Origin of the sequence: Nocardia arizonensis (assembly GCF_001310275.1) — a bacterium.
In the GTDB taxonomy this organism is placed as follows: domain Bacteria; phylum Actinomycetota; class Actinomycetes; order Mycobacteriales; family Mycobacteriaceae; genus Nocardia; species Nocardia arizonensis.
In genome coordinates this window covers 122236-143958 of record NZ_LGYZ01000121.1, presented here as the reverse complement: position 1 = coordinate 143958, position 21723 = coordinate 122236, and the positions used below count along the sequence as shown (strand labels likewise).

Below are 21723 nucleotides of genomic sequence, written 5' to 3'. Positions count from 1 at the left end.
CCCTGCGCGCCGCCGATCCCGCTCGGAAACGATTCATACGGAACGACTCTCGGAGAGCACACGTGACAACTCGGTACCCCGCCACCGACAACGCCGATACGCAACGATTACGCGAGCACATCGCCACCGTGCTCACCAGGGCGCGCGCCCGCACCGCCGCGCTCACCGACGCCGTCGACGACGCGGATCTGGTGGCGCAGCATTCGCGGTTGATGAGCCCGCTGGTCTGGGATCTCGCCCATATCGGCAATCAGGAGGAGCTGTGGCTGGTGCGCGATGTCGGCGGCCGCGAGCCGGTGCGCGCCGACATCGATGAGCTATACGACGCCTTCAAACACGCCAGGGCGAACCGCCCGGCGCTGCCGCTGCTGAATCCGACGCAGGCGCGCGACTACGTCGGTACGGTCCGCGACAAGGTCTTGGACGTGCTCGACCACAGTCCGCTGCGCGGAACCGCGCTGGTCGAAGGCGGATTCGCCTTCGGCATGATCGCCCAGCACGAACAGCAGCACGACGAGACGATGCTGGCGACCCACCAATTGCGTGCGGGCGCACCGGTACTGTCCGCGCCGCCCGCGCCGCGGGCCGCCGCGCCGGTGACCGGTGAGGTGATCGTTCCCGCGGGTGAATTCACCATGGGCACCTCCGACGATCCGTGGGCGCTCGACAACGAACGCCCCGCCCATCGGGTCCGACTGCCCGCCTTCGCCATCGACGCCGCACCGGTAACCAACGAGCAGTACGCGGCCTTCGTCGCGGACGGCGGTTATTCGCGTCAGGAACTGTGGTCCGAACGCGGGTGGGCGCACCGGTGCGAGGCCGAGCTGGTCGCGCCCCGGTTCTGGGAGCGCGATCCGGCCGGGAACTGGTGGCGGCGGGTCTTCGGCGTGATGACCCCGCTGCGCCCGCGACAACCGGTGGTGCACGTGTGCTGGTTCGAGGCCGAGGCGTATGCCAACTGGACGGGTAAGCGTCTGCCCACCGAGGCGGAGTGGGAGAAGGCCGCCCGCTTCGATCCGGCGACCGGTTCCACCCGGAAGTACCCCTGGGGCGATGCCGAACCGGATGCCGAGATCGCCAATCTGGGCCAACGCCATCTCGAACCCGCCGAGGTCGGCGCCTATCCGAAGGGTGCGTCGCCCGCGGGTGTGCACCAACTCATCGGCGACGTGTGGGAGTGGACCGCCTCGGGTTTCGAACCGTATCCGGGGTTCCGCGCCTTCCCCTACGCCGAATACTCGGATGTGTTCTTCGGCGGCGACTACCGGGTGCTGCGCGGCGGCTCCTTCGGCACCGATCCGGTGGCCTGTCGCGGCACCTTCCGCAATTGGGACCATCCGATCCGACGGCAGATCTTCGCGGGCTTCCGCCTGGCCCGCGACCTGCGTCCCGAGGAACGTTGATGCGCGCACGAGCGCGGGCGGCGGTGTGCCGTTCGATCGGGGCACGCTGATGTGCCGACATCTCGGCTATGTCGGACCGCCGGTCCGCGTGGGCGACATGCTCACCCTTGGCACGCACTCGCTGCGCACCCAGGCATGGGCGCCGCGGGATATGCGCGGCGGGGGCGTCATCAATGCCGACGGTTTCGGGGTCGCGTGGTGGCGCGAGGTCGATGACGCGATCACCGTGAGCCGCTATCGCAACCCGGCCCCCATCTGGACCGATCCCGCGGTGGAAGAGGTTCTCCCGCAACTGGAATCGTGGGCGGTCCTCGGTGCGGTGCGTTCGGCCACGGTGGGTATGCCGGTCGAGCGGTCGGCTTGCGCACCGTTCACGCACGGCCGCTGGGCGTTCAGCCTCAACGGCGTGGTGCGGGACTGGCGCAGGACGCTCGGCGCGGTCGCGGCCGAATTCCTCGGCACGGCGGAGGAACTCGGCGCGGGCGGACTGTTCGCGCCCGCGCGTCTGCTGGAGGCCGAGGCCGCGACCGACGCCGCGACACTGTGGGTGCTGTTGCGCGGCCTGCTCGCCACCGACCATGCGGACGACGATCGTGCCACGGCCCCGGCCGCCCTGCACCTGCTGCTCGCGGCCGTACTCGCGCACGCACCGGGGTCGCGGCTGAACCTGCTGCTCGGCGACGGCGCGCAACTATGGGCCACCACCTGGGATCACGCGCTGTCGGCCCTGGTCACCGACACCTTCGCCATCCTGTGCTCCGAACCCTTCGACAACGATCCGCGCTGGCAGTCGATTCCCGATCGCAGCCTGGTCACCGCACGACCGAATCATCTTGCCGTCGAACCGCTTCCCGAACCGGAAAGGCTCGTTTCATGACCGCACCGACCGTGGAGACCCACCTCTCCGAGGCCGACCTGACCGCCGCGCTGCGCTCCGACGCCGAAAGGGGCCTCACCGCCGAGCCGAAGTCGTTGCCGCCCAAGTGGTTCTACGATGCCCGCGGCAGCGAACTATTCGAGCGGATCACCGAGTTGCCCGAGTACTACCCCACCCGCACCGAGCGCGCGCTGCTCGAGCGGGTGGTCGGCGAGATCGCCCGTGCCGCGCACGCCGAGGTCCTGGTGGAACTCGGCGCAGGCTCGGCCGCGAAGACGCGACTGCTGCTGACCGCCCTCACCTCCGAAGGTCCATTGAAAACCTATGTGCCGCAGGATGTCTCCTCGGGCGCCCTGCGCGACGCCGCCGATCGGGTCGCCGCCGAATTCCCCACATTGGCCGTGCACGGCGTGGTCAGCGACTTCACCGACACCTTGCAGAACCTGCCGCGCGGCGGCAGGCGCATGATCGCCTTCCTCGGCGGCACCATCGGCAACCTGATCCCCGCCGAACGCGCCGAATTCCTCGCGGGCATCCACGATGTCCTCGAACCCGGCGAGCGACTGCTCCTCGGCGCGGGTCTGGTCATCGCACCCGACATCCTCGTCCCCGCCTACGACGACGCCGCGGGCGTGACGGCCGAGTTCAACCGAAATGTCCTGCATGTACTCAACAGCCGCCTCGACGCCGACTTCGCACCCGACAAGTTCGACCACGTCGCCCGCTGGGACCCCGACCACGAGTGGATCGAAATGCGCTTAGCCGCCACCGAGGACATGACCGTCCACGTCCGTGCACTCGACCTCACCGTGGAGTTCGCCCGCGGCGAGCAGATGCTCACCGAGATCTCGGCGAAATTCCGCGTCGAGGGCCTGCGCGCCGAACTCGGCGCCGCGGGATTCGAGACCGAACGGGTGTGGACCGATAAGGACGACAGGTTCGCGCTCGTTCTCGCGGGTCGACTGTGATCGAACACCCCTCGCGCGAGTACGCGGCGGAGGCGCCTCCGGTCTCCGTCGCGAAGCGGTGACGCCGGGTACTACCGCGATATCACGCGGTCGGTGATACCACGGCGGTGAGCCAGTCGATGAAGGGGCGCATCGACTGCCAGGTCGCGCGGACCTCGGCGGCGGCGCGTTCGGTCGGCAGCCAGGCCGGCGCGCCGTACTCCCTGTGACAGGTGATCGATTTGTGGCGGAGCAGATCGATGCGGGGATGGTCCGCTTCGTACCCCTTCGGTTTGGTCTTCAGCTTCTCCCCGCCGATGGTGAAACCCGACGCGGCGAGTCTCGCGATGATCGCCGCCAACTCGGCACCGCGCACCTCGTCGTCGATGGTGGTCCGCAATTGCGCCACCTGTGCGGGCGTTCCCGAGTAGAAGCCGCCGCCGACGAACAATCCCGCCGCGCTGATCTGCACGTACCACCCGGTGCCCGGCGCGGTGCTCACCACGGCGCCCTGCGCGGTCTTGTAGGGCGCCTTGTCCTTGGAGAAACGCACGTCACGGTGGGGCCGGAAAATCTTGGCCGTTCCGAATTCCTCCTCGAGCTGCGTCGTCAACGCGACCATCGGCGCCTTCACCGACTGCTCGTATACCTCTTTGTGCGCGGTCCAGAACGTCTTCGAGTTGTCGGCCTCGAGATCCTCGTAGAAATCCAGTCCCGCCAGCGGGAAGCCGGTGAATCCGCTCATGGTCCGAACCTACGCCGAACCACCGACACGGGCGGCGCGTCCCCCCGACGAACGCCGCGAGTCAGGAGAGCTCGTCGAGCCACGGATGTCGCGGGTGCACGATCGCCAGCCACTGCGCCAACCGCTCCAGACGCACCGAATCCATGGCGGGCAACACGCGCCGAAAGTCGCCTTCGTCCTTGTCCCGCCGCGCCTTGGCCTTGAACAGCAGGCAGACCTCGGGGCAAGCGTAAGGTATGCCGTCATCGGTGCGCAGGATCAATTCGTCGTAGGCGAGCGTGATCGACGGCTCCCTGCGGCACACCCATCGGTCACCGACATGCGGCTCCCGGAAGACGTCGAGGCGATACCGCCCGCTACACGGGTCACGCAGCCAGGTCTGATGATGTTGCGCCCCATCCGGCCACGACCAGACCCGCCCGTCGCCCACCACGTCCCACTCGTACCCCGGAAACGCGGCGGCGACCTCGTCGAATCTCTCCCGTGGAACCCCTATCTCGAGGTCCGAATGCGCCCGCGCGTCCCCACCGGTGAACAGATCCAGCGCCCAGCCGGCAGCCACATACCAAGGCGCGGCGACCCCCGCCATACTCCGCGTGAGCTCACCCGGAGTCCACGCCTCCCACAGCCGCTCGGCCTCCTCGGCCGACATCTCCCGCCCGTCCACCCCGACCTCCCATTCCGCACAGGGATGATCAGTGTATGCGGTTCTGGGCGGGTTCGAGACCGACCTTCAGCAGGAGTTCGACGGCGTCGGCGGCCTGCTCGACGATCACCGGTACCTCTTTGCGTTCCGGGGCCGCGAAGGGTTTGAGGACGTAGTCGGCGGGGTCCTGGCGACCGGGTGGACGGCCTATGCCCAGGCGGACGCGGAGGTAGTCCTTGGTGGCGAGCGCGCTGGAGATCGAGCGCAGGCCATTGTGGCCGCCTTCACCGCCGCCGCGCTTGAGTTTGATCTCGCCGAAGGGGAGATCGAGTTCGTCGTGGACGACGATGACCTCGGTGGCGGGGACGGAGAAGAATTTCGCAAGTGCCGCGACCGGGCGGCCGGAGACGTTCATGAACGACCGGGGCTTGGCGATGAGCACCTGGCGGCCGTCGAGGCGCGCCTGGAGCAGGTCGGCGCCGGATTTCTTGTGCACGGTGAAACGGCCGCCGACGCGCTCGGCGAGCGCGTCGGCGACCATGAAGCCGATATTGTGCCGGGTGCGTTCGTATTCGGAACCGGGATTGCCCAGTCCGACCACGAGCGCGGGGCCGGTCACGGAGTCCGTCATGAAGACGAAGGTTATTCGGCGGCCTCGGCGGCCTCGGCCGCACCCTCGGCCTCGGCGGCGGGAGCGACGATGATGTTGACGACCAGGGTCGCCGCGTCGGCGGCCAGCGACACGCCCTTGGGCAGCGTGATGTCGCCCGCGGCGAACTGGGTGCCCGCCTCCGCGCCCTCGATCGAGACCTCGATGGCCTCGGGCAGGTTCAGCGCGTCGGCCTCGATGGAGATGGTGGTGGCTTCCTGAGTGACCAAAGTGCCCGGGGCGGCGTCACCGGTCACGGTGACGGGCACGTCGGCGGTGACCCGCTCACCGCGCTTGACCACGAGCAGGTCGGCGTGCTCGATGTAGCGGCGGATCGGGTGCACCACAACGGATTTGGTGAGCGCGAGCTGCTTCTTCCCGTCGATGACGAGGCTCAGCACCGCATTGGTGCCGTGCTCGCGCAGGATGGCGGCGAACGCCTGGGCGTTCAGCGACAGATGCTGAGGGTCGGACTGGTGGCCGTACAGCACGGCGGGAACATTGCCTGCACGACGGGTGCGGCGGGCGGCGCCTTTACCGAACTCGGTGCGTACGGCGGCTTCGAGTACGTTGACGTCGGACATGACTGGCTCTACTCCTACGGCTCATCCGGGCTGGTCGCTCACCAGTGGCTATCGGCAGCTGTTGCCGAAACCCTGGCGCGGTGGTCTACTCGTCAGGCGAAGACCGAACGGGGACGGCCGGAAAGCCGAGCCGCGTCGATCACGGTGAACGCAATTACGTCTGCGGTCACCCTCGCCGAGACAACCCCGACACCATACCCCAATCGCGCGGCCCGCTTTGAATCGGGTGGTCAGCGCCGCGCCGAATCCGGCCGTTACCTCGTCACGTAGGCTGGACCGGTTGTCGATCCGGTCGTCTGTGAAAGGTTGTTTCCCGTGACCGCCCCTGAGGATGTCGTCGCTCCCACGCCGCGCGGGCTGTCCGCCGAGATCGCCCGCAGACGCACCTTCGCGGTGATCTCCCATCCCGACGCGGGCAAGTCCACGCTCACCGAGGCATTGGCCCTGCACGCGCGGATGATCTCCGAGGCGGGCGCGATCCACGGCAAAGCCGGACGCAAGTCGACGGTCTCGGACTGGATGGAGATGGAGAAGGCCAGGGGCATCTCGGTCAGCTCCACCGCCTTGCAGTTCAACTACCGGGCAGCCGGCTCCGATGTCGACACCGTGATCAACCTTGTCGACACACCGGGCCACTCGGATTTCTCCGAGGACACCTACCGGGTGCTGACGGCGGTCGACGCCGCGGTCATGCTGATCGACGCGGCCAAGGGCCTGGAACCGCAGACACTGAAGCTGTTCCAGGTGTGCAGGCACCGCGGCATACCGGTCATCACCGTCATCAACAAATGGGACCGGCCGGGCCGTGCCCCGCTGGAACTGCTCGACGAGATCAGCGAGCGCATCGGCCTGACCCCGACCCCGCTGTTCCTGCCGGTCGGCATCGCGGGTGATTTCCGCGGCCTGCTTCGCCGCGGCGAGGGCGGCGAGGCCACCGAATACATCCACTTCACCCGCACGGCGGGCGGCGCGACCATCGCGCCGGAGGAATCGCTGACCCCGGATCAGGCACAGGCCCGCGAGGGCGACGCGTGGGCCACCGCGGCCGAGGAGAGCGAATTGCTCTCCGCCATCGGCCAGGACCACGATCAGGAACTGTTCCTGGCGGGCCAGACCTCGCCGGTCATCTACGCCTCGGCCATGCTGAACTTCGGCGTGCGGCAACTGCTGGAGACCCTCGTTGGTCTGGCACCGGCGCCCGCGGCGCGCACCGACGTCGACGGCAGGCCGCGCGAGACGACCGCGCCGTTCAGCGCGGTGGTGTTCAAGGTGCAGGCGGGTATGGACGCCGCGCACCGCGACCGGCTGGCGTTCATGCGGATCGTCTCCGGCGAATTCGAGCGCGGCATGGTGGTGACCCACGCCCAGACCGGCAGACCGTTCGCGACGAAATACGCGCTGACCGTATTCGGCCGGGAACGTTCCACGGTCGACACCGCCTATCCGGGCGATGTCGTCGGCCTGGTGAACGCGACCGCGCTGGCGCCCGGCCACACCCTGTTCGTGGACAAGAAGGTCGAGTTCCCGCCGATCCCGTCCTTCGCGCCGGAGCATTTCGCCGCGCTGCGCGCCCAGAGCGCGGGCAAGTACAAGCAGTTCCGCAAGGCCATCGATCAGCTCGATTCCGAGGGCGTGGTACAGGTACTGCGCAATGACGCCCGCGGTGACGCCTCCCCGGTACTCGCCGCGGTCGGGCCCATGCAGTTCGAGGTGGTCACCGCGCGCATGATGGCGGAGTTCAACGTGGAGACCACGATGGATTTCCTCGCCTATTCACTGGCGCGGCGCACCGATGCCGCATCCGCGCCCGAACTCGATCGTCAGCGCGGGGTCGAGGTGTTCACCCGCAGCGACGGGGTGCTGCTCGCGCTGTTCAGCGACAAATGGCGTTTGCAGTACATCGAGAAGGAACATCCGGGTCTTACCCTGGAACCGCTGGTGGCGACGGCGGACTGACTCACTTCGCGTCGGATTCGCGGCGCAGTGGTGAGGTGCCGGGGTCCATCTCCACGGGGGCGATGCCGTCCTCGCGCGCGATCAGACCCCACCGGCTCGAGGTCAGCCGCAGGCTCGGCAGGTCGCTGAGGGAGAGCACCACTTCGTAGGTGCGTTCGTAGCCGGTGTGTGAGATGCGCCAGTTGCCGTCGTCGCAGCGCACGTATCGATCGTGGTAGAAGGCCGCGCCGCGCAGCAGCATATTGTGCGCCGGGATGAGCACGGTGTCGGCGAGGTACCAGGTGCCGGTGGCGGTGTCTCCGTGGACGTCGATCTCGGGGTGGTCGCAGCGGTGTTCGGTGATGACGTGCGGCCCGAGGGTATTGCGCATGAAGGCCAGGAACGCGTCCCGCGATTCGAATTGGAGATATTCGCTGTAGGTGGCGGTGGCGTCCGGGACCATGGTGTCGGCGAACTCGTCCCACGATTTGGTGTCGAGGGCCCGCAGATAGCGGAATTTGAGCCTGCTGATGGCCGAGATGTCGTCAAGGCTCCGGTCGTCGCGGCGCGGCGGGCTGGAATGCACCCGCGGATCGGTCTCGGCGGTCTTCGAGCCGCCGTCCGGCACGGTCGGGCCGACCTCGAGCCGGTCATCCCGATCATCTTCGCGCTGCTGTTCGGCGGTGTTCGCAGTCGGGTCGCTGAGCCCATGCCCGCCGCTTCCCTGCTCCATAGCTCAACAATCCCACTCGAAGCCGCCACACTTCAGAAATGCCGGAGATTTGTATCAGATCGCTATAACCAGTCCCGGATTTTCCGTCCGTGCGGCGATTCCGCGATCAACTTCCGATGGTGAAACAGGTGCGGCAGAAATCCTCGCCGAATTCGGTCAGGCGCAGACTCTTGCGGACGATTTTCGGCGCTCGACCGGCCTTCTTCAGCGCGGCCTCGACCACCGGCTGCACCTCGAGCACCATATAGCGGCTCAGGACGACCGGATCGTCGGAGGTCAGGGTGAGGCCGAGGCGGTTGAGGTTGATCAGGTAGGGACGCGCCCGGTCGGGATAGCGCACGCCTGCCTGTTCCGGCACCGAGGTCAGATCACCCTGGACGAGTTCGGATCCGATGCCGAGCGGGCGGTTGGTGCGCACGTCCACCGCGGGCTGCGGACCGTTGAGCGCCATGAAGCGCAGGATGCGAGCCTCGTCGGGGGCGAGTTCGTCCAGGATCCGGTCGTAGGCCGGGTGCACGTCCTCGGTGAAGTAGACGTCGGCGGAGCGGGCCAGCAGCGCGTCGCCGCGGCGGCGCAGTTCCTGGGTGGTGGCCGAATACAGATGCGTGCCGATCGCCACCGGTTGCTGCCCGCTCGCGCCGTTCGCGGGAGTCGGTACGTAGCTGACGATTTCGCGGACCGAGCCCTCGGTGACGCCGAGCGCGCTGCGGGCGATGGAACGCAGGGCGTTACCGGTGCGCTCGGCGATATCGGCCGAGGACTCGCCGTCGAGCGCGGCCTTGGTGATCTCCCTGGTCACCTCGTAGGAGGTGTTGACCGCCCACTGACTGCCACGCACCGCCGTGCCCGCCGCGAGCCCGGCCGCACGGAACACACCGCGGATCAGCCGGGCCTCATTGCTGATCTGGCGCTGCTCCACCTCCGAGCTGCGTTCCACGGAGCGGGTACCGGCTCGGGTGATGTCCTGTCCGGCCCTGTCGTCTGTCACGTCTACTCCGATGTATTGCCATATTGTGTCGATGAACGAGTCTGCCCACAGATTATTGCCCGCCAGCCTTCCAGGTTCGCCGAATCACGCCTCGCTCGGGCTGTCCGCCGCGCGTCCGCGCGGTCGGCCTCCCGGATAGCCGACGGGGGGTCGGTGTGACGATGGCCATTCTCGCCGCGATCCCCCGGTCACCGCGACATTGCCGACGCTCATTGTGACCGATATCTCGGGCCGCGGCGGTGTGGCGCATGGCGCCCGGGCCCGCGCGACCCGCGGGCTCACAATGGGGTCCGCGCCCCGGCGGGGTGCTAGTTTGGGGTGCCGGTGAGGCGGCGGTCACCGGTGTATCGGCAGGAGGATGTCGTGTTGGAGAGCGTATTCGGAATCCATCCGACGATCCTTCTCGAGCTTGTGACGATTCCGCTTTTCACAGGGGTGATCGGTTACGTCACCAACTGGACCGGCATCCTCATGTTGTTCAGGCCGATCGCCTTCCACGGAATCCGGTTACCGGGTCTGCGTGCCCTGTTCCCGTTCCTGCCGAAACGAATTCAGGTGCTTCCGCTGCTCAGCTATGACGGGCGTATCGGCTGGCAGGGCATCGTTCCATCCCGCGCCGACAAAATGGCGAGCATTGCCGTCGACAAAGGGCTCGCCAAGCTCGGCAGCGTCGCGGACTTCTATCGCGAACTCGAGCCGGACAAACTCGCCGAACATCTGGCGAGTATCGCCGACGCACAGATCAAGGACATTGTCGAGGAAATTCTGCGACGCGAGCATCCACAACTCTGGTACAACCTGCCGACCCAGGTGCGCGAGATGGTCCACGCGCGTGTTCGCCAGCAACTTCCCGAGATTCTGCGGGAACTCACGGATGAACTCGGCGCGAATATCGATCAACTCATCGACGTCAAGCAAATGGTTATCCGCTACTTCCAGGCCCGACCGCACCTGCTCAATACGCTGTTCCAGGTGCTCGGTGCGAAGGAACTGCGGTTCATGCAGAACTTCGGCTTCTACTTCGGCGCGCCCATGGGCGCCGTGCTGGTCGCCATCCTGCACCTGACCGACTGGTCCACGCTGGTGGTGCTACCGGTCGGCGGCGTGATCATCGGCTGGGTGGTCAACTGGGTCGGCCTGAACATGATCTTCGCGCCCGCCTACCCCAAGTGGTGGTGCCCGTGGCGGCAGGGTCTGCTCATCAAACGCCAGGACGAGATCACTGCCGGCTACGCCGAACTGGTGTCGAGTCAGGTCATCACGGTCGCCAATATCGGCGACGAACTGCTGAACGGCCCCCGCTCCGACCGCACCATGCAGATGCTGGAGGACACCCTTCGCCCCGCCGCCGATCGGGCGCTCGGCCCGGCGCGTTCGGCGGTCAAGTTCGTGCTGGGCAGCCGCGAATACGACACGCTGCAATCGACCCTGACCACCGAGGCCATGTCGATCGCGCCGATCGCCTTCGCCGATCCCGAGTTCAACATCCGCCAGGGCAAGCAGATCAACGACTACATCGCCAGACAGATGGCGGTGCTCTCGCCGAACGACTTCGTCGACATGCTGCGTTCGGCCATCAAACAGGATGAATGGCTTCTTTTTCTGCATGGCGGCGTATTGGGTCTCTTCGCCGGATACGCTCACATACTGATCTTCGGAACGGGAGTGGCGACGACATGGCTGTGACGGATGCGGACGGCGACAGCGGGGCCGACGGGTCTTTCGAGGTGACGACCTCGCCCCGGGCGACCGACGCCGACGCGGATGAATCCGGCGAGCCGCGGCCCTCGGCCGACGACATCGCGCGCCGCTCCGCCGCGGCCGTGGACAGACGGCGCCTGCCCACCGCATTGGACACCGTGCGCGCCGTCACCGGGGTCGCCAAGGTCGCGGTGACGGCCGCGGGCGCGGTGACCGTGTGGAGCGTCGACACCGCCTTCGGCGTCAGCGCGGCCGTGCTGCGCGGCAGTATCGCGGGCGCGCCGACCCGTTCGGTCCTCGCCGATGCCGAGGCCGAATTCCGGGAGGCGTTGCGCCGCGCGCTCGGTCTGCCCGCCGCGGGCACGTCTGCCGACGCCGCCGGCGTGCCGACACTACGGGAACAGGGCGCGGCGCTGCTGCGGCTGTCGGCCAGTCCGCACGGCGAGGCACACGACATCCACCCCGCCTTCGCGCGCATGCTAGCCGACCTGACCCCCGACGAAGCTCGTATCCTGCGCTTCTTGCACCTCGACGGCGCCCAGCCCACCATCGACATCCGAACCGGGCGCCCGCGCGGACTCGGGGCCGAACGGGTCGTCTCAGGACTCAACCTCATCGGCGAACACGCCGGACTGCGCTTTCCCAACCGGGTTCCGCAGTACCTGCCGAACCTGCGCAGGCTTGGTCTGATCGAATTCACCCGGGAACCGGTGGGGAATCCGAATCGCTATCAGATCCTCGAAGCCCAGTCACCGGTGCGCGAGGTGCTCAAACGCTCCGGCTTCGGCACCAAGGTGTACTACCGCAGCATCGCGCTCACCGATTTCGGCGCCGATTTCGTGCGCACCTGCCTGCCGGTGGTCGTCCAGGACGGCCGCGCCTCCGGCACGCACTGAGCACCGCTCAGGCCCCTTCGGCGAGTTCCATCCAGCGTTCCTCGGCCGTCTCCTTCTCGCTGAGCACCTGCTTGAGCTCCGCGCCGAGCGTGAGGAGCTTGCCGGGATCGGTGGCGGCATCGGCCAGCGCGGCGTGCAATTTCTGTTCGCGCTCGGTGAGCTTGTCGATGGCGCGCTCGAGTTTGGCGAGTTCCTTGCGCGCGGCGCGGTAGGCGGCGGCGTCGGTGGCGGGCGCCGCGGACTCGGTGGCGTCGGCCCTGGCCGCGACGGGTTTCGTGGCGGGCGCGGCGGTCTGGGCGGCGCGTTTGGTCAGGTACTCGTCGATGCCGCCGGGCAGGTTCGTGAGTTTGCCGTCGCCGAACAGCGCCCAGGTGGAATCGGCGATGCGCTCGATGAGATAGCGGTCGTGACTGATGACGACCAGCGTGCCCGCCCAATTGTCGAGCAGATCCTCCAACTGCTGGAGGGTGTCGATATCGAGGTCGTTGGTCGGCTCGTCGAGCAGCAGCACATTCGGTTCCGCCATGAGGATGCGGGTCAGTTGCAGGCGGCGGCGCTCGCCGCCGGACAAGTCGCCGACCGGGGTGCGCTGGCGCGCCGGGGTGAACCCGAGCCGCTCGGCCAACTGACCAGCCGATATCTCCTTGTCGCCCAACATTATTCGCTGCGCTACCTGCTGAACGGCCTCGAGCACGCGCATATCGGTGGGCAGATCGTCGAGTTCCTGACGCAGCCAGCCGATCCGCACCGTCTGTCCCTGGATTCGCTTGCCCGCCGCGAGCGGCGCGTCGCCCGCCAGCGCGCGCAACAGCGTCGTCTTGCCCGAACCGTTCACACCGACGAGGCCGACCCGCTCGCCGGGCGCGAGTCGCCAGGTCAGGTCGCGGACCAACTCCCGGCCGTCGGGTGTGGTGAGGGTGACGTCCTCGAGTTCGACCACCACGCGACCGAGCCGCTTGCGGGCGAAAGCCGCCAGTGACACGCTGTCGCGCGGCGGCGGCACATCGGCGATCAGCGCCTCGGCGGCCTCGACGCGGTAGCGCGGCTTGGACGTGCGCGCCCGCGCGCCGCGCCGCAGCCAGGCCAGTTCCTTGCGGGCCAGATTCTGGCGGCGCGCCTCGGTGGCGTCGGCCTGACGGGCGCGTTCGGCACGGGCGAAGATCCAGTCGCCGTATCCGCCCTCGTAACTCTCGACCTTGCCGCCAACGACCTCCCAGGTGTCGGTGGCGACGGTGTCGAGGAACCAGCGATCGTGGGTGACGACCACCAGCGCGCTGCGCCTGCCGAGCAGATGCCGGGCCAGCCACTGCACGCCCTCGACGTCGAGGTGGTTGGTCGGCTCGTCGAGCACCAGCAGATCGAGTTCGCGCACCAGCGCCGCGGCCAGGGCGACGCGACGCCGTTCACCGCCGGAGAGATTGTCCACCGAGGTATCCATGCCCAGGCCCTCGATGCCGATGCCCTCGAGCACCGACCGAATGCGCGGATCGGATGCCCACTCGTGTTCGGCCAGGTCCGGCCGCTCCTCGGCCAATCCGGCCAGCACCACCGCGCCGACGGTCGCGCCCGCGGGCAGGACGCCGCGCTGGGTCACCACGGCCATCCGCAATCCGCCGACCCGGCTCACCCGACCCGAATCGGGTTCCTCGAGTCCGGTCAGCACCTCGAGCAACGTGGTCTTGCCGCCGCCGTTGAGGCCGACTACACCGATCCGCTCACCCGCGTGCACGCCGAGTGAAACGGTGTCGAGCAGCGGTCTGACGCCGAAGCTCTTGGAGACCTGTTCGAGGTTGATCAGGTTGGACATGGATCCTTCCGAGGGTCGCGCAGGCACAGATTGCGCGGACAGCGCGGTGCTTGCCCGAGCAAGCCTAACGCGCCCGCCGGACCCGCGATTCAGCGCTTGGCCTGGGCCTCGCCGCCGATGATGCGCGCGCCGGGCACCGGACCGCTCGCGGTGCGTACGCTGCGCGCCACGCCCGCGCCCGCCAGCTCGGCCGCGACCGCGATGGCCGATTCCTCGCTCTCGCAGAGGAAGGCGCAGGTTGGTCCCGACCCGGAGACGAGTCCGGCGAGCGCGCCCGCCCCGACGCCCGCGCGCAGCGTGCGGCGCAATTCCGGCTTCAGCGACAGGGCCGCGGCCTGCATGTCGTTACCGAGCAGTGGGGCAAGCTGTTTGGGGTCGCCCGAGGCCAGCGCCTGCATGAGGCGCTGGGGTTGGCCCAGCCGGGGCCGATCGCCGTGTTCGCGCAGCCGATCCAGTTCGGCGAAGACCGCCGGGGTGGACAGTCCCCCTTTGGCCAGGGCGAGGACCCAGTGAAAGGTATTGCGCGACAGCACCGGCAGCAGCCGCTCGCCGCGTCCGGTGCCGAGCGCCGTGCCGCCGTGCAGGGCGAAGGGCACATCGCTGCCCAATTCCGCTGCGATCGTGGCCAACTCGTCACGGTTGAGACCGATATCCCACAGCTCGTTGAGTCCGACCAGCGCGGCGGCCGCGTCGGCGCTGCCGCCCGCCATACCGCCCGCCACCGGGATGCCCTTGGCGATGGCGATCTCGACCAGCGGCGCGCGGCCCGCCAGATGCGCCAGGCGCACGGCCGCTTTCCACACCAGATTGGCGCGATCGGTGGGGACCTCGGCCGCGCCCTCGCCGCTGACCTTGACGCTCAGCGCGCTCGCCGGGGCAATCTGCACGTCGTCGCACAGCGAAAGCGCCTGGAATACCGTTGTCAGATCGTGGTAGCCGTCCGCGCGCAGATCGCCGACTCCGAGGTGCAGATTCACCTTCGACGGCGCGCGCACGGTGACGGGACTTGGCACTACTGACAACACGATGCTCAAGCCTAACCGGTGGATACGACAGTCGCGCCCTCCGATATGCGCCATTCACCTGTTCGGCGCGATTCGTTACGACGCCGCACCCGACCGCTTGCCACACATACCCCATAGGGGTATGTTTGAAGTGTCCGGCGAACTCCGGGCGCATGAGATCCACGAACGAAGGAGTCGACGATGGTGACCACCACCTACACCGTCAAAGGAATGACCTGCGGCCACTGCGCCAGTTCGGTGAAGAAGGAGATCGGCCGCATCGACGGGGTGACCGAGGTCGACGTGGATCTGGCCACCGGCGCGGTCCGCGTGGACAGCACGGCGCCGCTCGTCGATGCCGATATCGCGGCCGCGGTGGACGAGGCGGGCTACGAAGTCGCCGTGTGAGGCCGGCCCGTCCCGCGCCTCGGCTGCGGGCACACTCGGCGTCGCGCCCGAATCGGCGTCCCGATGGTCGGTCGCCCCGACCGATCGGGACGCCGAGCGTGCCGGACGGCAGATGTACGGTCTCGGAATTCGTGGCAGTCACCGACCGACCGACATTTCGTAACCCGTCCCGCAAGCCGTTGGCGCACGTACTCCGCTACATGAAGCTGTCGACGTTGTCGGCGAGCGCCCGCGCGAGCGCCAAGGCCTTCGCTTCGACATCCGATTCTTGTAGCCGTGCCGAACTCCCGACATTGGAGTGGTTCAGCCGCACGCGCATGATCGCGTTCTCGATACGGAAGTCGACCTCGGCCCTGGCATCCGTATCCGAGGTCGTCTTCGAACCGTATGCCTCGTCTCCGAGATTATGGATGATCTCGACCGGTGCGGCATGCTCGTCGCGATAGCTCACGAAGAGACGCTTCGCGTCTTCGATGGGATCCACGCCACTCCAGGTATCCCCCTTGTACACCCCGATCGTGATGAACACCGTGCTGGCCGAAGGACTGCTGCCGTCCACGGCCGGTCGCCGTTCGTCGGCGACGTAAGCGCCGTAGCAGGTGAGAAACTCGACCGACTCCGGCGCAACCGGCCGCTCGCTACGGAACTCGATCTTCGGATCGTAGAGATTTCCGGCGAAGTCCGACACCGCCTGTTTGCTTGCGGCGCCGACGGCGCCGCAGTCTGCGGGTGGTCGCTCGAACGGCGGTTCCTTTTCCCGCGATGGCGATGTCGTCGTCTGGCAACCCGCGACGACCAGACAACACATCAATGCCGTTCCGAGTAGCCGCACCAGCGTCACGCCGGGCCTCATGAGGGGGTGCCCCAACCGGGACCGGTCGGATTCCGTGGTTGCCATCCGGGAAGCGTCAACGCGGCCGGGGCGATTGCGGCGGGCACTTCCACCATGTGTCCGGGTCGTAGTGGTTGTAATGGCTCCGGACCGCCATCACCGTGCCTCCGAGTCGGAACCCGCCGGTGCCGCATGCTGTTCGGAATTCCCGATGGTTCGCATCAATCCCCCGATTGGTCTGGCCGCGTCGATCTCGCGGGTGAGCCGACTGTAGCGAAGATCAACGGCCGGCGCATCCGAGCCGGTCGCCCACTCCGCCCTCGAGAGGAGAGTCCACAACCCGTGGAAGTATTCACAGATTCATCCACATGCGGTGATCGGCATCACAGATATGGCGGACACCGTCCGGCGAATCGCCGATCGGGCGCGAACACCCACCGAGATCATCGGCCTGACCTGCACTTTCATCGCCAGACCCGACCCCGGGCACGCCGATGGACCCAGCGGGCGGCAGCGGGAAAGCGAACACCACCGGGGCGAAAGAAAAAGGTGACTATTCACAATGGCTTTCGGTGGCGCCGCCGTTACCCCCAGCATGATTCACAGGCGGATTCCCTGTGCCACAAGGGAAACCGCCCGGTCCGATTCGTGGAGGCGCCCAGCCGGGATCGGCATTCCAGCTACCGGTCGGCACCACCCGTGGTTGCCGCCGAGGCCCGGTCCGCCGATGCGCAGGCGCGGTCGCCGATACTAGCGTCCCGGCGACCGGTCCCGCAAATCCGCTGACGGCAATGACTTTCGTTTCCGCGACCGGCGGAGCGGAACTCAGCCGATGTCAGCCAGCCGGACGAACGCCGCGGTATCAAGGGTTTCACCGCGAGCCGTCGGATCTATACCCGCGGCCAGGAGTCGGCGTTCGGCCTCCGCCGCGGACCCCGCCCATCCCGCCAGCGCGGCGCGCAAGGTCTTGCGGCGCTGTGCGAACGCGGCGTCGACCACCTCGAACACCCGACGCCGGTGCACGTCGTCGGTCGGCCAAGGCGCGCGCTCGTACCGCTCGACACGGACCAAACCGGATTCCACCCGCGGCACCGGCCAGAACACCTGAGTGCCTACCGCGCCCGCCCGGCGCACCGTGCCGAAGAAGCCCGCTTTGACGCTCGGCACCCCGTACACGCGGCTACCCGGTTCGGCGGCAAGGCGATCGGCGACCTCGGCCTGCACCATCACCAATGAGGTTCTCAGCGATGGGATTTCGGCGAGCAGGTGCAACAGCACCGGGACCGCCACGTTGTAGGGCAGATTCGCGACCAGCGCGGTCGGCGTCGCGGGCAGTTCGGATCCGCTGACCCGCAGCGCGTCCGCCTCGACCACACGCAGCCGGTCGGCCAGGTCCGGCGCGCGGTCGGCGACGGTGACCGGTAGGTGGCGCGCCAGCACCGGGTCGATCTCCACGGCTACCACCGAGTCGACCACGTCCAGCAGCGCGAGGGTCAGCGATCCGAGTCCGGGGCCGACCTCGAGCACCGTATCGGCGCGGCCGACACCCGCCGCGGCGACGATGCGGCGCACCGTATTGGCATCGTGAACGAAATTCTGTCCGAGCTGTTTGGTCGGCCGGATGCCGAACCGTTCGGCCAATGTCCGCACCTCGGCGGGACCGAGCAGTGCGGCGTCACCCCTGGCGGCGGTATCGGGTTCGGACACCGGAAGAACCTACCAAGCAGGACGTGCCGGTCAGCCGCCGATACCGAGCCTCGCGGTGCACGCGGGCCACGCACCCCAACCCTGACGGGCCCGGGTGACCTCGGCGATGGCGATCTGCTCCTCGCGGGTCGCCAGATCGGCGCGCGGGGCGTAGCGCAGTCCGCCCTGGCGCTCCCAGGTGCTTTGGTCGAACTGGATGCCGCCGTAGTAGCCGTTGCCGGTGTTGATCGCCCAGTTGCCGGTGGACTCGCAGCGGGCCAGCGCGTCCCAGATCGCGCCGTCGCGCACCGGGGGCACCTCGGTGCCGGGCTTGGCGCCCTTGCGGATCGTCTTCGGCTGCGCGGGGGTGGTGACCGTGTTCGCGATCGGCTCGCGGGCGATCTCCCGGCCGTTGAGCATGGTGACCGCGAAGGTGACGTCCTGGACGCCGGGCGATCCCGGACTCTCCACCACGCTGCGGCTCATATTCATGGTGACGTCCTCGATGACGTTCTCCGGCGGGTCGAGCGGCATCGTCTCCACGCGCTTCTCGACCCGCTTGCGGGTGACCACCACTTTGACACCGTCGGTGAGCGGCGTGTCAGGACCGGGTTCGACGGTGTCCTGCTCGATGAGCGGAATGCCCGCGACCTTCAGGAACTCGCCGACCGTCGGCGCGGCCAGCCGGACGTCGACGACATTGCCGATGCCGTCGAGCAGATGCACGGTGCGCGCGGTGGACACGTGCAGGGCCGCTCCCACCAGGGGAATCCGCTGATCGCGCGCGGGTGAGACGAAGGTGTCGGCGGGGACCTTCAGCTGTTCGAGCGCCTCGCCCGCGGTGATGCCGGTGGTCCACACCTTCTGGGGCTTGCCGTCCACGGTCAGCGTGATCTCGCGAGCCCGGTTGAACACGATGGTGGCGCCGTCGACGAGTGCGGTGGCCGGTTTGGGCAGCACCAGATCGCGGTCGGTGACGTAGAAACCGGCGGCGCGCAGCACGCCGGCGACATTGCGCGACATGGTGGTCGTGGTCGATCTCTCACCGTCGACCACGACCGTGACCGTCTTGCGGTTCACGATGGCCATCGCCGCACCCACGATCAACGTCATCAGCAGCGCCGCGACCGCCGCGTAGAGCAGCGGCGATCGGGACTGGTTGATACGCACGAAGGGGGACATGATCACAGTACGATAACGATGGGGCCGCTACCCGACAACCCGTGCGCCGAAACTCCCGGCAGCGTGTATCACGATCGAATCTCGATATCGCAGGTAAATCACAAATACGCCACCATTGAGTGATCTATCCCACATTTTGTGCAGCTCGGTTTCCACTCGATCGAACCCGGGGCAAATGTCAGATTCCGTACACCCGTCGCGCATTGGCGGTGGTGAGCCGCGCGAGTTCCGCCGGGTCCTGGCCTCGCAGGTGCGCGAGCGCGCGCACGGTATACGGCAGGCAATAAGGCTCGTTGGGCGCGCCGCGGAACGGATGCGGGGTCAGATAGGGCGCGTCGGTCTCCACCAGGATCTGCTCGTCGGGCACCACCTGGGCGGCCTCGCGCAGCTCGTGCGCGTTCTTGAAGCTGACCGTGCCGGAGAAGCTCAGCACATACCCCTCGGCCACGCAGGACAGCGCCATATTCGTGTCCGAGGAGAAGCAGTGGAAGATCACCTTCGACGGCGCGCCCTCGTCGAGCAGGACCGTGAGCAGATCGTGGTCGGCCTCGCGATTGTGGATCATCAGCGGTTTGCCGACCCGTTTGGCCAGATCGATATGCCAGCGGAAACCCTCGATCTGGGTCTCGATATCCGCGCAACCCTCCAGCTTTCCCGGCCAGTAGTAGTCAAGGCCGGTCTCGCCCACCGCGACAACGCGCGGATCGGCCGCCAGCCGCTCCAACTCCGCCTTCGCGGTGTCGTCCAGCGCGTTCGCGCGGGTGGGATGCAGCGCGACGGCCGCGTGCACCCGCGAATCCCAGTGCGCCGCGCGCACCGCCCACCGGGCCGCGTCCAGATCGTCGGCGACGGTGACCACCGTGCCCACGCCGACCGAGGCCGCGCGGTCCACGATCGCCGCGACCGAATCGGCGTCGCTCGCGCCGCAGGCGTCCAGGTGGGTGTGCGCGTCGACCAGCGGCGCGAGCGGTTGGGGCAGATCCGGTGCGGCACGCTTGGCGCTCATCGGCGCGTCCCCGGGGTCGGCACAGCCCACACGGGCATATTCGTTCGAGCGACTCGATGCACGCGCATTACAGTAGACACACCATGAGCGCAGCCGACCGCACAGCACCCACTGGTGCCGAGGCACCAGCCTTCTACATCACCACGGCCATCGCGTACCCCAACGGCGCGCCGCACATCGGGCATGCCTACGAGTACATCTCCTCCGATGCCATCGCCCGGTTCAAGCGGCTCGACGGGTACGACGTGTTCTTCATGACCGGCACCGACGAGCACGGGCAGAAGATGCAGCAGACCGCGGCCGCCGAGGGTCTGCCGGTCGAGGAGCTGGCCGCGCGCAACTCCGACGTGTTCGAGGCGATGGACAAGAGCCTCGACATCTCGTTCGATCGCTTCATCCGCACCACCGACGAGGACCACCGGGCCGCGAGCGAGGCCATCTGGGAGCGGATGCTCGCCAACGGCGACATCTACCTCGGCAATTACTCCGGCTGGTATTCGGTGCGCGACGAGGCGTTCTACACCGACGAGGAGACCACCGTCCTCGAGGACGGCACCCGGATCTCCACCGAGTCGAAGACGCCGGTGGTGTGGACCGAGGAGTCCAACTACTTCTTCCGGCTCTCGGAGTACCAGGACCGACTGCTCGCGCTCTACGAGGAGCGTCCCGAATTCATCGCGCCCGCCACGCGGCGCAATGAGATCGTCAGCTATGTCAAGGCGGGGCTGAAGGATCTGTCCATCTCGCGCACCACCTTCGACTGGGGCGTCCCGGTGCCGGGCCATCCCGACCACGTGATGTACGTCTGGGTCGACGCGCTCACCAACTACCTCACCGGCGTCGGCTTCCCCGCGACGGAATCCGCGGCGTTCGGCAAGTTCTGGCCCGCGGACCTGCACATCATCGGCAAGGACATCACCCGCTTCCACACCGTCTACTGGCCCGCGTTCCTCATGTCGGCCGGTCTGGCGCTGCCGAAACGCGTTTTCGTGCACGGCTTCCTGTACAACAAGGGCGAGAAGATGTCGAAGTCGGTCGGCAATGTGGTCGACCCGCTCGCACTCGTGGAGACCTACGGACTCGACGCGCTGCGGTTCTTCCTGCTGCGCGAGATCTCCTACGGTCAGGACGGCAGTTACAGCCACGAGGCCATCGTCGGACGCATCAACGCCGATCTGGCCAATGAATTCGGCAATCTGGTGCAGCGCAGTCTCACGATGGTGCACAAGAACTGCGGCGCGGCGGTGCCGACGCCCGGGGAATTCACCGCCGAGGATCGCGCGCTGCTCGATCGCGCGGCGGGTCTGCTGGAACGCTGCCGGGCCGAATTCGAGGTCCAGCAGATACATCTGGCGCTGGAAGCGCTGTGGCTCACCCTCGGCGAGACCAACAAGTACTTCTCGGCGCAACAACCGTGGGCGCTGCGGAAATCCGGCACCGAGGCCGATCTGGCGCGCATGGCGACCGTACTGTACGTGACGCTCGAGGTCGTGCGCATCGTCGCGATCCTGGTGCAGCCGGTCATGCCCGGTTCGGCGGCCAAGATCCTGGATCTGCTCGCCCAGCGCGGCCGCGACTTCGCCGATATCGCGACACCGCTGGTCGCGGGCACGCCGCTGCCCGCGCCCGAACCGGTCTATCCGCGCTACGTGGAGCCCAAAGAGGCGTGAGGGCGCCGGGTCCCGGCCGCGAGC

General features: G+C 67.7%; 20 protein-coding genes. 8 read left to right on the top strand and 12 right to left on the bottom strand.

The genetic code is table 11. From position 1 onward, the window contains the following. Positions 1–62 precede the first annotated feature (62 nt). Genes egtB through egtD form a run of 3 tightly spaced genes read left to right on the top strand, consistent with a single transcriptional unit; the run spans position 63 to position 3248 of the window. Positions 63–1403 carry an ergothioneine biosynthesis protein EgtB gene (gene egtB / locus APZ21_RS27680; RefSeq protein ID WP_054816298.1) on the top strand — a complete coding sequence of 447 codons (1341 nt, stop codon included), beginning with the start codon at positions 63–65 and terminating at the stop codon, positions 1401–1403. Between the two features lie 49 nt (positions 1404–1452). Continuing rightward, a complete protein-coding gene (gene egtC, locus APZ21_RS27675) occupies positions 1453–2280 on the top strand; it encodes an ergothioneine biosynthesis protein EgtC (RefSeq protein WP_054816192.1) in 828 nt (275 codons plus the stop codon). Next, on the top strand, positions 2277–3248 hold the full coding sequence (gene egtD, locus APZ21_RS27670) for an L-histidine N(alpha)-methyltransferase (protein WP_054816191.1): 972 nt from the start codon (positions 2277–2279) through the stop codon (positions 3246–3248). Before egtC ends, egtD begins: the two co-directional genes overlap by 4 nt. Positions 3249–3330: 82 nt before the next feature. On the opposite strand, the gene APZ21_RS27665 is transcribed toward egtD, so the two are convergent. The 4 genes from APZ21_RS27665 to APZ21_RS27650 all read right to left on the bottom strand — a co-directional run bounded on the left by APZ21_RS27665 (position 3331) and on the right by APZ21_RS27650 (position 5851). Beyond that, positions 3331–3972 carry a DUF2461 domain-containing protein gene (locus APZ21_RS27665; protein WP_054816190.1) on the bottom strand — a complete coding sequence of 214 codons (642 nt, stop codon included), beginning with the start codon at positions 3970–3972 and terminating at the stop codon, positions 3331–3333. 61 nt (positions 3973–4033) lie between these two features. Next, positions 4034–4639 (bottom strand): hypothetical protein, encoded by a 606-nt coding sequence (locus tag APZ21_RS27660; protein ID WP_239476838.1) that lies wholly within the window; start codon positions 4637–4639, stop codon positions 4034–4036. Between the two features lie 28 nt (positions 4640–4667). Further along, on the bottom strand, positions 4668–5249 hold the full coding sequence (gene pth, locus APZ21_RS27655; RefSeq protein WP_054816189.1) for an aminoacyl-tRNA hydrolase: 582 nt from the start codon (positions 5247–5249) through the stop codon (positions 4668–4670). 11 nt (positions 5250–5260) lie between these two features. After that, positions 5261–5851, bottom strand: a complete 591-nt coding sequence (locus tag APZ21_RS27650) for a 50S ribosomal protein L25/general stress protein Ctc (protein WP_054816188.1) — start codon at positions 5849–5851, stop codon at positions 5261–5263. Between the two features lie 315 nt (positions 5852–6166). Between APZ21_RS27650 and APZ21_RS27645 the strand changes: the two genes are divergently transcribed. After that, complete coding sequence (locus tag APZ21_RS27645; protein WP_054816187.1) at positions 6167–7807, top strand: peptide chain release factor 3; 1641 nt, start codon at positions 6167–6169, stop codon at positions 7805–7807. A gap of 1 nt (position 7808) precedes the next feature. On the opposite strand, the gene APZ21_RS27640 is transcribed toward APZ21_RS27645, so the two are convergent. Beyond that, the gene (locus tag APZ21_RS27640) at positions 7809–8372 is read right to left on the bottom strand and encodes a nuclear transport factor 2 family protein (protein WP_054816296.1); all 564 of its coding nucleotides are present in this window, start codon (positions 8370–8372) and stop codon (positions 7809–7811) included. A 253-nt stretch (positions 8373–8625) separates the two neighbouring features. Beyond that, on the bottom strand, positions 8626–9507 hold the full coding sequence (locus tag APZ21_RS33385; RefSeq protein ID WP_082393501.1) for an Abi-alpha family protein: 882 nt from the start codon (positions 9505–9507) through the stop codon (positions 8626–8628). Between the two features lie 363 nt (positions 9508–9870). Here APZ21_RS33385 and APZ21_RS27630 point away from each other — a divergent pair, with 363 nt between their 5' ends. Both APZ21_RS27630 and APZ21_RS27625 read left to right on the top strand, forming a co-directional pair. Then, positions 9871–11193 (top strand): hypothetical protein, encoded by a 1323-nt coding sequence (locus tag APZ21_RS27630; RefSeq protein WP_082393513.1) that lies wholly within the window; start codon positions 9871–9873, stop codon positions 11191–11193. Beyond that, on the top strand, positions 11184–12104 hold the full coding sequence (locus tag APZ21_RS27625) for an Abi-alpha family protein (RefSeq protein WP_082393500.1): 921 nt from the start codon (positions 11184–11186) through the stop codon (positions 12102–12104). The genes APZ21_RS27630 and APZ21_RS27625 overlap by 10 nt, the downstream gene beginning before the upstream one ends. A gap of 7 nt (positions 12105–12111) precedes the next feature. Here APZ21_RS27625 and APZ21_RS27620 read toward each other — a convergent pair whose 3' ends face one another. Together APZ21_RS27620 and APZ21_RS27615 are read right to left on the bottom strand one after the other, a co-directional pair. Continuing rightward, complete coding sequence (locus tag APZ21_RS27620) at positions 12112–13911, bottom strand: ABC-F family ATP-binding cassette domain-containing protein (protein WP_054816186.1); 1800 nt, start codon at positions 13909–13911, stop codon at positions 12112–12114. Between the two features lie 89 nt (positions 13912–14000). Further along, on the bottom strand, positions 14001–14936 hold the full coding sequence (locus APZ21_RS27615; RefSeq protein WP_054816292.1) for a 4-(cytidine 5'-diphospho)-2-C-methyl-D-erythritol kinase: 936 nt from the start codon (positions 14934–14936) through the stop codon (positions 14001–14003). A 180-nt stretch (positions 14937–15116) separates the two neighbouring features. On the opposite strand from APZ21_RS27615, the gene APZ21_RS27610 reads away from it, so the two are divergent. After that, positions 15117–15323 carry a heavy-metal-associated domain-containing protein gene (locus APZ21_RS27610; RefSeq protein ID WP_054816185.1) on the top strand — a complete coding sequence of 69 codons (207 nt, stop codon included), beginning with the start codon at positions 15117–15119 and terminating at the stop codon, positions 15321–15323. A gap of 196 nt (positions 15324–15519) precedes the next feature. On the opposite strand, the gene APZ21_RS27605 is transcribed toward APZ21_RS27610, so the two are convergent. From APZ21_RS27605 to APZ21_RS27590, 4 genes are all read right to left on the bottom strand, one after another. Next, positions 15520–16164 carry a hypothetical protein gene (locus APZ21_RS27605; protein ID WP_156371367.1) on the bottom strand — a complete coding sequence of 215 codons (645 nt, stop codon included), beginning with the start codon at positions 16162–16164 and terminating at the stop codon, positions 15520–15522. 816 nt (positions 16165–16980) lie between these two features. Beyond that, positions 16981–17862, bottom strand: coding sequence for a 16S rRNA (adenine(1518)-N(6)/adenine(1519)-N(6))-dimethyltransferase RsmA (gene rsmA, locus APZ21_RS27600; RefSeq protein WP_054816183.1), 882 nt, complete (start codon positions 17860–17862; stop codon positions 16981–16983). A gap of 30 nt (positions 17863–17892) precedes the next feature. After that, positions 17893–19023, bottom strand: coding sequence for a resuscitation-promoting factor (locus APZ21_RS27595; RefSeq protein WP_054816291.1), 1131 nt, complete (start codon positions 19021–19023; stop codon positions 17893–17895). A gap of 178 nt (positions 19024–19201) precedes the next feature. Next, a complete protein-coding gene (locus tag APZ21_RS27590) occupies positions 19202–20029 on the bottom strand; it encodes a TatD family hydrolase (protein ID WP_054816290.1) in 828 nt (275 codons plus the stop codon). 83 nt (positions 20030–20112) lie between these two features. Between APZ21_RS27590 and metG the strand changes: the two genes are divergently transcribed. Then, positions 20113–21699 (top strand): methionine--tRNA ligase, encoded by a 1587-nt coding sequence (gene metG, locus APZ21_RS27585; RefSeq protein WP_054816182.1) that lies wholly within the window; start codon positions 20113–20115, stop codon positions 21697–21699. Positions 21700–21723 lie beyond the last annotated feature (24 nt).